Annotated in this window: 14 protein-coding genes; 12 read left to right on the top strand and 2 right to left on the bottom strand. The window is 32.6% G+C overall.

The features are described from left to right. Positions 1-50 precede the first annotated feature (50 nt). Positions 51-782 (top strand): alpha/beta hydrolase, encoded by a 732-nt coding sequence (locus tag WBG21_RS00680; RefSeq protein WP_340073740.1) that lies wholly within the window; start codon positions 51-53, stop codon positions 780-782. A 134-nt stretch (positions 783-916) separates the two neighbouring features. Then, positions 917-3,343 (top strand): zinc-dependent metalloprotease, encoded by a 2,427-nt coding sequence (locus WBG21_RS00675; RefSeq protein ID WP_413789389.1) that lies wholly within the window; start codon positions 917-919, stop codon positions 3,341-3,343. 117 nt (positions 3,344-3,460) lie between these two features. Here WBG21_RS00675 and WBG21_RS00670 read toward each other — a convergent pair whose 3' ends face one another. Continuing rightward, positions 3,461-4,738, bottom strand: a complete 1,278-nt coding sequence (locus tag WBG21_RS00670; protein ID WP_340073736.1) for a mechanosensitive ion channel family protein — start codon at positions 4,736-4,738, stop codon at positions 3,461-3,463. A 117-nt stretch (positions 4,739-4,855) separates the two neighbouring features. After that, complete coding sequence (locus WBG21_RS00665) at positions 4,856-5,506, bottom strand: OmpW/AlkL family protein (protein WP_340073734.1); 651 nt, start codon at positions 5,504-5,506, stop codon at positions 4,856-4,858. A gap of 144 nt (positions 5,507-5,650) precedes the next feature. Here WBG21_RS00665 and WBG21_RS00660 point away from each other — a divergent pair, with 144 nt between their 5' ends. From WBG21_RS00660 to WBG21_RS00615, 10 genes are all read left to right on the top strand, one after another. Then, positions 5,651-6,349 (top strand): hypothetical protein, encoded by a 699-nt coding sequence (locus WBG21_RS00660; protein ID WP_340073732.1) that lies wholly within the window; start codon positions 5,651-5,653, stop codon positions 6,347-6,349. Between the two features lie 192 nt (positions 6,350-6,541). Next, positions 6,542-7,432: a trypsin-like serine peptidase gene (locus tag WBG21_RS00655; RefSeq protein WP_340073730.1), complete on the top strand. Its 891-nt coding sequence runs from the start codon at positions 6,542-6,544 to the stop codon at positions 7,430-7,432. Between the two features lie 21 nt (positions 7,433-7,453). Beyond that, on the top strand, positions 7,454-8,065 hold the full coding sequence (locus WBG21_RS00650; protein WP_340073728.1) for a hypothetical protein: 612 nt from the start codon (positions 7,454-7,456) through the stop codon (positions 8,063-8,065). A 497-nt stretch (positions 8,066-8,562) separates the two neighbouring features. Next, positions 8,563-9,606: a fatty acid desaturase family protein gene (locus WBG21_RS00645; protein ID WP_340073726.1), complete on the top strand. Its 1,044-nt coding sequence runs from the start codon at positions 8,563-8,565 to the stop codon at positions 9,604-9,606. 68 nt (positions 9,607-9,674) lie between these two features. Further along, the gene (locus WBG21_RS00640; protein WP_340073723.1) at positions 9,675-9,866 is read left to right on the top strand and encodes a cold-shock protein; all 192 of its coding nucleotides are present in this window, start codon (positions 9,675-9,677) and stop codon (positions 9,864-9,866) included. A 109-nt stretch (positions 9,867-9,975) separates the two neighbouring features. Next, positions 9,976-10,434 carry a cold-shock protein gene (locus WBG21_RS00635; protein ID WP_340073721.1) on the top strand — a complete coding sequence of 153 codons (459 nt, stop codon included), beginning with the start codon at positions 9,976-9,978 and terminating at the stop codon, positions 10,432-10,434. A 500-nt stretch (positions 10,435-10,934) separates the two neighbouring features. Continuing rightward, positions 10,935-11,885: a phosphoribosyltransferase-like protein gene (locus tag WBG21_RS00630; protein ID WP_340073718.1), complete on the top strand. Its 951-nt coding sequence runs from the start codon at positions 10,935-10,937 to the stop codon at positions 11,883-11,885. After that, positions 11,882-12,217, top strand: a complete 336-nt coding sequence (locus WBG21_RS00625) for a hypothetical protein (protein WP_340073716.1) — start codon at positions 11,882-11,884, stop codon at positions 12,215-12,217. Before WBG21_RS00630 ends, WBG21_RS00625 begins: the two co-directional genes overlap by 4 nt. 158 nt (positions 12,218-12,375) lie before the next feature. Beyond that, positions 12,376-13,422: a reverse transcriptase family protein gene (locus WBG21_RS00620; RefSeq protein ID WP_340073714.1), complete on the top strand. Its 1,047-nt coding sequence runs from the start codon at positions 12,376-12,378 to the stop codon at positions 13,420-13,422. Between the two features lie 361 nt (positions 13,423-13,783). Beyond that, on the top strand, positions 13,784-14,062 hold the full coding sequence (locus tag WBG21_RS00615; protein WP_340073713.1) for a helix-turn-helix domain-containing protein: 279 nt from the start codon (positions 13,784-13,786) through the stop codon (positions 14,060-14,062).

The raw sequence follows: 14,062 nt of genomic DNA, 5'->3' as shown, positions 1-14,062 counted from the left end.
AAATAATCAATGCTTCCCTCTTAGAATAAATATATTTATCAAAAAATAAGATGAGAACTAATACCCACCTACTTGTTATTGTGCTTATTGGAATAGTATCAAATCTAAGGGCACAGCAAACCATCACTTTTCCTTCTAAAGACAATCTGACAATAACTGCCGATTTATATTCACAGGCTAATTCTGAAAAATTCATCATCCTTTTTCATCAAGCGCGATGGAGCAGGGGGGAATATCTGGAAATAGCACCTAAGCTTACTAAAATGGGTTATAACTGTTTGGCTGTTGACCTCCGCTCCGGAGGAACTGTTAATAGTATTTCAAATGAAACTTACAAAGAAGCCACTACAAAAGGAAAAACAACTGGTTATGTAGATGCTTATCAAGATATAGAGACAAGTGTAGCGTATATAAAAGAAAAACACAATCCTAAAAAGATTATTATATGGGGAAGTTCGTATTCCTCTGCATTGGTCTTAAAATATGGAGGTGATTATCCTGAAATGGTAGATGCTATACTGTCATTTGCCCCGGGAGAATATTTTGGTGAACAGGATTTTATTAAACGTAGTGCACAGAATATTACAGTACCGGTGTTTATTACTTCTGCCAAAAAAGAACAGGGTAATTGGCAATCTATATATGATGTCATCCCAAGTACATCAAAAGCTTTTTATCTTCCGGAAACAAAAGGAAATCATGGTTCCAGGGCATTGTGGGAACAATTTAATGACCATAAAGGGTATTGGCAGGCCGTTGAAAGATTTTTAATTACTATTTAAATTAACCAATGTGCCTTTTTAAGTATTATTCTCATGCCAATTACAAACAAAATAACAATATGAATAATATATAAATTTAACTAATCTTAAAAAAAATGAAGAAACACAAACATTATTTATTGTTTATAATATGCATGTTATTTATAAACACCCCAGATTTAAAAGCCCAATTATTTAAAAAGAAAAAAAGTAAAGAACCAGAGAAGAAAGAAGTCAAAAAAAACAAGAATGGCATACAGCCTTATGATAAGGTAATTACAAGTGATGCTATAACAGATATCGGATTATTTTCTACCCATAAAGTTGCAGCAGATTATTATTATGAAATCCCGGACTCTTTATTTGGAAGAGAAATGTTGATGGTTACACGAATAGCTAAGACCGCTTCTCAAATAGGTTTTGGAGGAGGAAAAGTAAATACACAAGTATTGAGATGGGAAAAGAAACCTGATCGGATTCTTTTACGAGTTGTTTCTCATGAAGTAGTTGCTTCAGATTCTTTACCAATACATGAAGCTGTTGTTAATTCAAATTTTGAGCCCATATTATATTCCTTTGATATTAAAGCCTATGGAAGAGATTCTACTAGTACAGTTATCAATGTAAATAAACTATTCACAGATGATGTTATACCACTTGGAATGCCTAAGTTTTATAGAGATCGTTACAAAGTGACAAGCCTAGATAAAGATAGGACATATATAGAAAGTATAAAAAGTTACCCTATGAATATTGAGTCTAGGCATGTAAAGACATATAAAGCAAAAGAGCCCCCCAGTAACCAAAGCTTAGGGTCCATAACAGTAGAAATGAACAATTCAATGGTATTATTGCCTAAAAGCCCTATGAAGCGCCGTTATTTTGACCAAAGGGTAGGGTGGTTTGCACGCGGACAAGTGGATTATGGATTGGAAGCGCAAGAAAGTAAAACGGTTCGATATTTGGATAGATGGAGATTGGAAGTGAAAAAAGAAGATAAAGAAAAATTTCTACGTGGAGAATTAGTAGAGCCCAAAAAACCTATTGTATATTATATAGACAGAGCAACGCCGGAAAAGTGGCGAAAATATATTAAACAAGGAATTGAAGACTGGCAAGTTGCTTTTGAAGAAGCCGGCTTTAAAAATGCCATTCTTGCTAAAGACCCCCCTACATCAGAAGAAGATCCAGAATGGTCTCCTGAGGATGTACGATATTCCGTAGTCAGATATTTAGCCTCTCCAATACCTAATGCTAATGGGCCCCATGTAAGTGATCCAAGAAGTGGAGAAATTTTAGAATCGGATATTAATTGGTACCATAATGTTATGACTCTTCTTAGAAACTGGTTTTTTGTACAAACAGCAGCTATCAATCCTGATGCAAGAGGGGTAGCCTTTAAAGATGAAATTATGGGAAGGTTGATCCGGTTTGTATCTGCTCATGAAGTGGGACATACATTAGGATTACCTCATAATATGGGGAGTAGTGCTGCGTATCCTGTTGATTCTTTAAGATCAGCTTCTTTTACTAACAAGTATGGTACTGCGCCATCTATAATGGATTATGCAAGATTTAATTATGTAGCGCAACCTGAGGATAAAGGAGTAGCATTAATGCCAAACATAGGGATTTATGATAAACACGCTATCAAATGGGGATACAGGCCTATTTTGAATAAAAATGCGGAAGAAGAAAAACCAATACTCGACTCTTGGATATTAGAGCATGAAGATGACCCAATGTATAGGTTTGGCCGACAGCAATTTGGAGTAGTAGATCCGAGCTCACAGACAGAAGACCTCGGAGATGACGCAGTAAAAGCTAGCACCTATGGAATAGCAAACTTAAAGCGTATTGTTCCAAATCTTATCGAATGGACAAAAGAAGAAGGTAAAAATTATGATGACTTGGAAACTCTTTATGGTCAAGTCTTAGGGCAATACAACCGGTATATGGGGCATGTTTCAAACAATATAGGAGGAGTGTATGAATACTTTAAAACCTATGATCAAGGAAGCCCTGTTTATTCACATGTCCCAAGAGCGCATCAGGAAAAATGTATGCAATTCATTCAAAAAGAACTGTTCAACACCCCTGAATGGTTAATAGAACCAAGTATATTAAATAAAATTGAACATGATGGAAATGTAGAACGGATTAGAAGTACCCAAGTTCGCACATTATACAATATTCTTGATTTTGGGCGCATGGCCCGAATAATTGAAAATGAGGCTTTATATGGAGATAAAGCATATAAACTAATTGATATGATGGATGATTTAAGGAAGGGGATATTTGATGAGCTAAGACAAGGAAGAAAGATTGATACTTACCGAAGAAATCTTCAGCGTGCCTATATTGATAGGATATCATATTTAATGACACAGGAGCAAACAGGAAATAGGAATACCTCAGAAATAGAAGTTAGTCAATCCGATATACGAGCTGCTGCTAGGGCTCAATTGAATATATTAAAACAAAATATAAACGCTGCTATAGGAAAAACAAACGATCGAATGAGTCGCTATCATCTACAAGATATCAAGGAGCGTATATCAAATATATTAGACCCTAAATAACTATAAAAATTAAATCCACGAAAGACCCAAAGGAATTATAAACCCTTTGGGTTTTTTGTATGTAAAAGTTATAAAGGACAATGATAAGACGTTGAAAAATTTTTAACAGACTTGTGATTAACTTTTTGCCGTTAATGCTCTTATATCTTTGCTATTTGGTAATTCAAACAATTCCAGATCAAAATAGGACACCGCTCCAATCAAATGCTCAAAAATATCTGCCATAATATGCTCATAGTTTTCCCAGCGCTTGTCACTTGAGAAAAGATATACCTCTATAGGGATTCCTTGTGGTGTGGGAGCTAAATGACGCGTCATTATCATCAACCCTTTATTAGTTGCGGGGTGATTTTCAAGATATAGATCACAATACTTTCTGAAAATCCCAAGATTGGTTTGGTTTCGTCCGTTTACTGCAATTGATTTGTCATAATTATGCTCTGTATTGTACTTGTCAATGTCTTTTTGCCGATGTGCTATATAATGTTTTACTGCTTGAATTTTAGAAAACTGATCTAAATCTTCACCCGAAAGGAACCGAACACTGGAAGCTTTTATATGAATAGCCCTTTTGATACGCCTGCCACCACTTTCTTGCATCCCTCTCCAGTTTCTAAAAGAGTCGGAAACCAATGCATACGTAGGGAGAGTAGTGATTGTATGGTCAAAATTTTTAACCTTTACGGTTGTTAAATTAATCTCAATCACATCACCATCGGCACCATATTTCTCCTGTGTAATCCAATCACCGATCCGTACCATGTCATTGACAGAAACCTGAATACTGGCAACAAACCCTAGTATAGTATCTTTAAACACAAATAAAAGAATGGCTGATGCAGCACCTAATGTAGTTAAGAATTTCCCAATAGATTGACCGGTAAGCTCAGAAAAAATAAAAATGATCCCAATAAACCAAAAGAACATCATGACTATCTGCGCATAACTCTCCATAGGCTTGTCTTTAAACGAATCTTTATTTTTCAAGTACCGTTTACTGGTTCTTACAACACTTCTTAAGATCCATATAACAAGGAAAATAAGGTAAACATCCGTGATCTTGATCAGGATGTCCTCACTTTTCGGAAAATCTACAAATACATAGGGGATTGCTCTTTGAATAATAATAAAAGGGATGACACGAGCAACATATTTTGGGAAGTTGCTCTTTACCAAAAAGTCATCAAATGTAGTTTTTGTTTTGGTTGTAAAAACTTGAAAGGCTTTTATAATGACCCTTCGCAATATTTGATCGATAATAATTATGGTGAGTGTCAATACCAAGGCATTCACCAGTAAATTTAGGCTTATTGCTGCACCTTCCCCATAACCACGATCAACTAAATAGTCGTAAAATAACCGACTGTATTGAAGTATTTTGTCTTGTGTTTCCATTAAAGATAGTATGAAGTGCAAAAGTAACACTAACATATAGATATAAAAGCATATAAAAAATAAATCCGTTTATCATATCATAAACGGATTTATATCTACCCCCCCCCTTGTTAAGTATTATAATTTTACACCGACGCCAAAACCAAATATCCAAGGATTGATATCCACATCTGCACCAACAGTAGCCCCTAAAGCTGTTGTAGCATTGACAGTAACGTCTGTTTGCAAAAAGAGTTTTTTGATATCTATATTTAAAAACCATTTTTCATTTAGCATATAATCAAACCCGCCTTGCAGTGCAAACCCCACTGAATTATCATAGTCTATATCATTTGCAACCGGTCCTTCATCAGCCCCATAAAAAATGGTATAATTGATCCCTGCGCCTAAATACGGGATGAAATTTCCCCCTGTGAAATGATACTGTCCTGTTAAGGTTGGAGGCAATAACCATACATCTCCTAAATCTATATCGCCTGCAGCCGTACTAACAGCTTTAACATCGTGTTTTGTAGTTGCCAAGATTAATTCTACTGCCCAGTTTTCCGTGAAAAAATAGGTGAAATCCAATTCAGGGACAAAAGTTGTTGAGATATTAACATCTCCACCAATAGTTTCTATAGAGGCAGTTTCATCAGGAGTAACTACAATTCCCCGCAATCGCACTTGCCATTTACTAAATGTTGACGTGTCCGTATTATTTTTTTGTGCATAAACACCTATAGTTGCACATAAGATTACAGCGAGTAAAATTAATTTTTGTCTCATCTTTTTGATTATTACGATTATTTAACACAAAAGTATCGTGCAAAAAATCACAGAAAGATGATAAAAATCATTGATCACTATTAAATCAAAAATAATTGGTGTGATATTTGATGATTTATGTCTATATAAAAAGAAAAACTATCTTTGTTTCACTATGAAAGCTTACTTCTTGAAGTAGCTTCAATAAATGAAAATGCGGTGATTAAGTATTATTTGACAATAAGTTGTTTTATTGGATTTTTTGTGATGGCGACAGCTCAGGATAAGGATATACCTCCGGATTCGAAAAACAAACCGTTTCCTTCTTCTTCCGTTTTGTTTTCTAAGGATGCCCCAGCAAATAATAGCCTAAAAGATTTGAAAGCTCCTGTTGAATATAAATCACTATTGCCGGAAAATAAAAAAGGGGTTAATATGGCTGCACAAAATAATTTAGTAGATCCTGCTGTATTGTATCAAAAGCAGTTTGATAAGAAAAAGGAAAGCAAAGAAGGTAATGCGGCTTATAATACCAGTCAGTTTCTGGGCGAATTTAAAAGCAATGCGAAAACAGCAAGAATCATATGCAGGGACCACGAATATGTTGATGGTGATATTGTGCGTGTCTATGTCAACGACCATATTGTGCAACCGGGGATTTTCCTCGATTATAAGTTTAAAAGCTTTGAACTTCCTTTAGAAGAAGGCTTTAATAAAATTGACTTCCAGGCATTGAACCAGGGTACTTCTGGACCTAATACGGCAGAGTTTCAGGTTTATGACGATCAAGGGAACCTAATCTCTGCAAATAGATGGAATTTAGCCACCGGGGGGAAGGCTACGCTTATTATTGTTAAAGAATAAGTATTAAATCAATTTCTTTATTATTTTTAGATCCTACTTTTAAGTTAACTTTTCGGTACTCTACAGTTAAAATGATAATACATGATATATAAAATGTAAGTATATTAAACAAATAATTATTTTTTTTCTTTCTATTAAAAACGAAAAAAATGTATATTTAGCAGTATATTTATAATTTAAAAAGAATAGTATATGAAAGAATTATATTTAAATATAAGTAATGAAAAGGGTCCTGTATATTTAAACGAAATGCATAACACTATTGATATACAAGATTCTAAAGATCAAACAGATCCATCTAATTATAGTGGAAATGAAAACATGACTCCTTTGGACGGAGAAATGAATACACGGCTTAAAAATATTTTCGGAAAAGATGATAGGAGACCTTTTGAAAACCCAGTATATCCATGGGGCTGTGTAGGCATCGTTGATGTTGATTCTGTTCCCGGAATAAATGGCACTAAGGGTACAGGGATACTAGTTGGCCCAAGACATGTACTTACCTCTAACCATGGTGTCATATTAAATAAAAGCGGTGGGTTATTACCAACAAGATTCACACCTGCACAATACAAATCAACGAAACCTTATGGAGACTCGAAAGTTGTTACCGCGCTTTGGTGGTGCAAAGTACCTAATGGAGGTCTTACAGAAACAGAAAAAGCAGTAGATTATGCTATTTTGATATTAGACAAACCTCTAGGGAATGCTAAAAACCTTGGATGGATGGGAACTTCTGTTTTTAATGAAACAGACAGAAACCTTGGATGGTCGCATATTGGATACCCAGGATTTCAGACAGTACCACATTTTCAAAAAAACATAGACATTATTAAAGCATTGCCAAAAATATGCCGCCCTAAATATGATCCAAAAATTGAAGTACATGGGGTTTTATTGGGAACCGATGCAGATCAAGAATCCGGGCAATCCGGAGGCCCTTTATGGCGATTTGATAATGGGCCTAGGATTATCGGAGTATTATCAGGGATAACCAATGATGCAGAAAGATTCTCAGTCTTTTCAGGAGGAAAAGCGATGGTAGATCTAGTGAATTTTGCAAGGAATAAGTATAAATAGCAATATTTTGATGATATAGTTATGGAAGATAATCTAGGAGAGAATACTGCTCCACATCAGTCCACACCAACTGATTCAAATAAAGCAGCTATTGATTCGCCCCCTTCTGTTTCTCCGGGTAGTTACGATGATGAAAGGGTCATTGATAAAGCAAAAACACCTGAAGAAATAGGAGAGGCTTTTGTTGAAGAAAGTTTAAAAACTGGGGCTAAAAAGGTAGTTGATGAAATCCCTCAGTTCCTCAATATGGTAATTAATAGTGTTAAAGAATGGCTGGGACCTAGAATAATATACCATAGCACAGATTCCATAAGGCTTGGAGCAGGAGGCAGGTTGTTCATTACGCTATATGAAGTAGATGACGAGGCAGAAGTTTTTATAAATGGTAATAGAATTGGTGGAAAAACCTTAAATACAAACCAATCTCACAAGGAGGTAACCATTGGCACCCCTATTCTCAATTTAGGAGATCATTTATTAAATATAGTTATTAATAATACCGGTAGGAATATCTGGCAGGTTCGCTTTTTAATTAGTGATGAGATAGGAAACGGATTGGGCCCATACCATTTTAAAGGAAGAGAACTGAATACGAATACACATATAATAATGACAAGCATCTTTGTGTCTTAAGCGTTTTATTACTACATATAAAAGCATAATTTTTGTTTAGCTCACGCATTAATATTGTTTCAAGTGTTCGTAAATATTTCTTTTACATCAAGACAAAAGATAGATTTTAAATGAGATTATAAAGTAACTCCATAAAATGATCTGTTCTTTTATATCTACAACTGTATTACTATAGTAGCACCTTCACAATTTAGTCATGACGTCAATTCATTATTAAAAATTTAACGTAATTCTGGTAAATACTAAGATGAATTCAATTATCTTTACCACAAATTAGTTGTTAGAGTAGCTTTTTTTATTTTCTTCAGAATTTAATCAATCCATTGTTTCTTTAATAATTTAATTGTTATAGCGTATGAAGCGTATATAACTTAAAACGGTTATGGCATACTTTATGGTATGTTTTAATCCATTATAACATTATAAAGTACATTATCAAAAATCCAATATTCCCCAAAAACAAGCATTCCGACTTTTCAAAAACATTAAGAATTAGGATGAATGCCTATTTTAAAACAAATGGCAAAAGCAAAAATGCAAATGATGCGATGAAAGTTAAAACCATCATTATGCTAAGCCTATTTTTTGTGCCTCTAGCTATTCTTTCAACAGGAATGGTAACTTCTGTAGCTATCATTTTTGGATTGTATATTATTAGCGGCATAGGCATGTCCGGTATTGGAATGGGGGTAATGCACGATGCAATACACGGGGCATATTCAAAAAACAAAAAAGTTAACACTCTTTTAGGATATACATTTAACCTGATTGGAGCCAATGCGGCTATTTGGAAAATACAACACAATATGTTGCATCATACATATACAAATATCAATCATGCAGATGACGATCTCAATGCACCGTTTTTCTTACGGTTTTCACCCCATGCGAAACATTACTGGGTGCATCGGTTTCAACATATATATATATGGTTTTTTTATGGAATATCAACACTCTCTTGGGTTACAACTAAAGATTTTGTTCGTCTAAAACGTTATAGAAATATGGGGTATATAGACAACAAAGAGGACTATAACAAAATCCTTGTAAGTATGATAGCTTGGAAACTATTTTATTTTAGCTACGCTATACTAATACCAATGATTATGCTGTCCGCGCCCTGGTGGGTTATCCTACTTGCATTTGTCAGCATGCATTTTGTCACCGGGTTATTGGTAAGCCTAGTATTCCAAGTAGCTCATATTATGCCAATAAATGAATTTCCACTACCTGATAAAGAAGGGGTCATGAACGATAATTGGTATAGGCATCAATTTTCCACAACAGTTAATTTTTCACCTAACAGCAACATTCTTTTTTGGTTTTTAGGAGGATTAAACCACCAAATTGAACATCATATCTTACCGAATGTATGCCATGTACATTATAAAAAGCTAGCCCATATTGTAAAGAAAACAGCACAAGAATTTGGGTTGCCCTATAATGTTAAAAGAAGTTTTATACATGCAATAGGAGATCATGTACAAATGCTCCATAGCTTAGGTAAAAAACCTATAGAAATACGTAAAAATGAAATTTAATTTAAAACATATAAATAATGATAAAACAATTTATAAATAGCATAATAAATAAAAATAAAGTAATAATCATGAAAGAAGGTACCGTAAAGTTTTTTAACAATGTCAAAGGGTTTGGTTTTATTTCACAGGCAGATTCAGGCGAAGATGTCTTTGTACATAAAAATGACCTCATTGATAAAATTCGCGAGAACGACAAAGTTAAGTTTGACATCGAAAAAGGTCAAAAAGGACTGAGTGCTATTAATGTGCAATTAGCATAAGCAATTCAAATAACACGAAAAAGCCATCAATTAGGATGGCTTTTTTTATAAAAATCAGCAAAGGAAGCGCAACTTAAGAGAAACAATATAATTAATGTAGTAAATAAAAATGTCAAAATCACAAAAATCATTTAGTAAAATCGAAAGAGAAAAGAAAAGAGAAAAGAAGCAAAAAGAGAAAAGAAAGAAAAAAGAAGAACGTAAAGCCTCAAAAGAAGAAAATTCCGGAATTCCGTTTGCTTACGTTGATCAATTTGGAGCCTTAACCAATAAGCCTGTAGAAAAAAACCTTAAAATAGCTGTAGATATTGATAGTATAGAAATAAGTACCCCTAAAAAAATAAAAGAAGAAATTGACCCGGTGCGTAGGGGTAAAGTGAGCTATTTTGATATTGCTAAAGGTTATGGGTTCATTATTGACTCTGAAACCCAAGAAAAATATTTTACGCATATTAGCTCTTTTGTTAATGATGTAACAGAAAATGACAGCGTAACCTTTGAACTAGAAAAAGGATTAAAAGGAATGAATGCCGTTCGTGTTACTAAAACTGAAAGTCCTAAAGAATAAAATACATTATTTGTACGGACACATATATAAATATAAAACAAACCCAGAGCGTAAAATAGCTATTGGGTAGTACACCATAGTGTACGTACCTTATGCAAGCTACGAATGGTGTTAGCGTTTTAATTCTTCAAATAGTTTTTTGCATAATTACTATCGATATAAAACACTTCGTGTTGTTATATCTGATATTATGCAAAACAGCAAGCTGTACACAAATTACTACATTATAACATTTGTCCTATAATGTACACGCGTTATGTAACTTGAGCTTTATTCACAAATTATGATTTTAAATTTTTGAGTTCATGAATCTCGTAAACTCGATTTGGATAAAAGCGAAAGTTTACCAGATAAGCTTCTAAAAAAAATTTAGCCTAACAGTTACTTCTACTAAAGTTAATGGAACACGCTTTTTACGAACCGACGGCAGGAGGGAAGTAGAATGTGTGTGGAATGATTAAATTTAAATTATTTTACATAGATTAGCTTTAATAAATTTTATGGCAGCAAATAAATTAAAGGCATCATATACGTTAAAGGTAGACCAAATCTTTGAAAATAAAGGCTGGGAAATGGAACCGGATATAGAACTGAAACTATCATTGTACAATAAGTATATTGATAGATTAAAAAGACTGCCTGAAGATACACGAAGCCTTTTTCTGGAACTTACTGAAAGATTTGATAGGATTGATCTAATTGAAATTACTTCGTTGTTTTTTGAAGCATACAGAAGTATTGATATATCAATCTTAAACGAGTCTAAAAAGATATATATATTACCATTAGTTGAACCAGAATTAAGTTTAATAAAAAGCAATAAGGGAAATAATTTATTATTGAATATATGGCATTATATAAAAGCTGTTTTTTTTAAGAAAACTGTAGATAGACCCAAAAATAAAAGTGGCGAAAATATTTTAGCTATTATTGAAAATTCTGAATACCGAGGTTTAAGTAATAGTTCAAAATTTATATTCCCGCAAAATTACAGCAGGTTTAAATCTGTTTTTAACAAAAAAAAAGATTTATTAATTTTAGTAGATGATTTTATCGGTACCGGAGATACTGCAAACAATATTTTAAAGCATTATTATAAATCTTCAAAATTTGATTCATCAAATACAATTATTTTGTCATTAGTATCCTTGAAACAAGGAATTGAAAACGTTTTTAAAAAACATAACACTAAAGTATTTCAAGCTCAAATAAAAGAAAGAGCAATTACAGATTATTATAATTCAAAGGAGGAAGTTGATCTAAATATAGCAAAGGTCAAAATAATGGAAGATACATTGAGATGCCAAATAGATTTATCTTTGGGTTATAAGGAGTCTCAGGCCTTGATTTCTATAATGAATAAGTGTCCAAATAATACTTTACCTGTGTTTTGGCATGAAACAAAAAGTATACCTGCACCTTTTCCAAGAAGAAAAATTTATAATAAATGAGTGAATCAAATAATTTATCTGTAGAAATAAAACATTTGTTGTTAACCATAATAGGTAATGACGGCAATATTGATGATTTAAATAAAATAGGGTATGATTATTTAAAGATAAAAAGTTTAATAAAAAATGAAATAGAAATAGGTAATGCTCAATTTGAAAATGATGAATTAAAATTAACAGAAAAAGGTGATGAATTAAAAAAAGAACTTGGTAAGCAGTTAAATTATGATGGGTTTGAAGAAATTGTTTTGCCTAAAATATCAAGCAAAATTGATGAGCTAATTGCAAATAATAAAATATTTATACCATCAGAGGATGAGCTTGACTTTTAAATTGTAAATGACTAAATTTGTAACGATGAGCGAGTCGCTCCATCATTATAGAGAATATATTTTTCAGAGCATTGGCGATTCAAAGCTTTGTTCGAGGACTCACAAACCCTTGAATCGCCCTTCCAAATACAGGGGCTTTAAAGCCCCTTTTGAGATTTATGATATTTAGTTTTAAAACATATAAGGAAGAATTTAGAGAAGGAGCCAAAAATTTAGGATTTTCTGAAAAGAATATAATAAAATGTTTAATTTACTCTGAAAAATTATGGAATAATAATGTTCCAATAATATACAACCTAACTCATTTAAGTAAACTCACTGGCTTCAAAAGAGATTATATTATTCAAGCAGCCGTTGTTTCTAAACATTCGGATGCATATTATCGTTATTATAAAATTCCTAAAAAGAATGGTGGTATCAGAAAAATTCAAGAGCCACTTCCAAATCTTAAGAATATTCAGCATTGGATTTTATATAATATTCTCTACAAAATAAATTCAAGTAACTATGCAAAAGCATACATCAAAAATAAAGGCCTAAAAGACAATCTAAAATTTCATAAAAATCAAAAAAAAGTATACTCAATTGATATAGAGGATTTTTTTTCAACTATAACTTATGATAAGGTCTATAATATTTTCAAAGATGTTGGATATTCTGATACAATATCTAAGTATCTCTCAAAATTATGTTGTTTAAAAGAAGTTCTGCCGCAAGGAGCACCAACAAGTCCATATATTTCAAACTTAATAATGAAAGATATTGATAAAGAAATCGGAGAATATTGTATTGAAAGAAACATAAGATATACACGTTATGCCGATGACTTAACTTTTTCAGGAGATTTTGATGAAAATGAATTAAAGGTAATGGTGGAAGATTTATTATCCCGCAAGGGATTTAAATTAAACAACAATAAGACCAAACTTATGCTGAATAGTCAACGTCAAATAGTTACAGGCGTATTAGTTAATAAGAAGCCACAGCTAACAAAATACAAAAGACGAGAGTTGAGACAAATATTATATTACATTAATAAATTTGGTTTAGATAGTCATATAGGAAGAATTGGAATGGATAAAAGAAATTACTTAGACCATTTAATTGGACAAATTGGCTTTGGACTTTATATAAATCCTAATGATAAAGAATTAAGGGGTTATTTTGAGAAAATAATTAAATTAAAAAAAGGTTTAAAATTATAAAAACGACCTCATAAAATTTTGGTTAAAACAATAGGCGAGTGTAACGACCATATTTTAGGCTATACAAATGCAATTATCCAGTGGATGATTGTATTTGGATACAAATAAAAGTAACGAGCGCCTCGCGCCAGCTGGCAACTTCACTAAAAAGGTCTACAAGACCTTTTCTTAACGTTCGTTCCTGTTTCCAAAATTATATGCAGTCTTGATTTTTTGTTTCTTTTGCATCAAGACAAAAGGTTTATTACTAATTATTGTTCTCTTTTATTATCAATTTATTTTACATAATTATAAAATATAGTAGATAATATATTGTCCATTTGGTTTGATTTTTGTATATTTATACAATATGTTATCTATTATGGGAAAGTATAGTATTAATAAAGTACCGTCTGATATTCTTCTATTAATTGCACAAAACGTTGTAGCATTAAGAAAAGAAAAGGGGTGGACTCAACAGGAATTATCTGAAAAATCAGATGTTTCATATGGGAGTATTAAGAGGTTTGAAACAACTGGTCAGATATCTCTTGAGTCTCTTCTTAAAATTGTTGAATCTTTAAAAAGGCTTTCTGAATTTGAAGATATTCTCCTTCCTCCAAAAGATAATCAAAGAATAAAACAACTATTTGAATCTTAA

Origin of the sequence: Leptobacterium meishanense (assembly GCF_037645805.1) — a bacterium.
Classification (GTDB): domain Bacteria; phylum Bacteroidota; class Bacteroidia; order Flavobacteriales; family Flavobacteriaceae; genus Leptobacterium_A; species Leptobacterium_A meishanense.
This window is presented reverse-complemented; position numbering and strand designations above follow the sequence as displayed.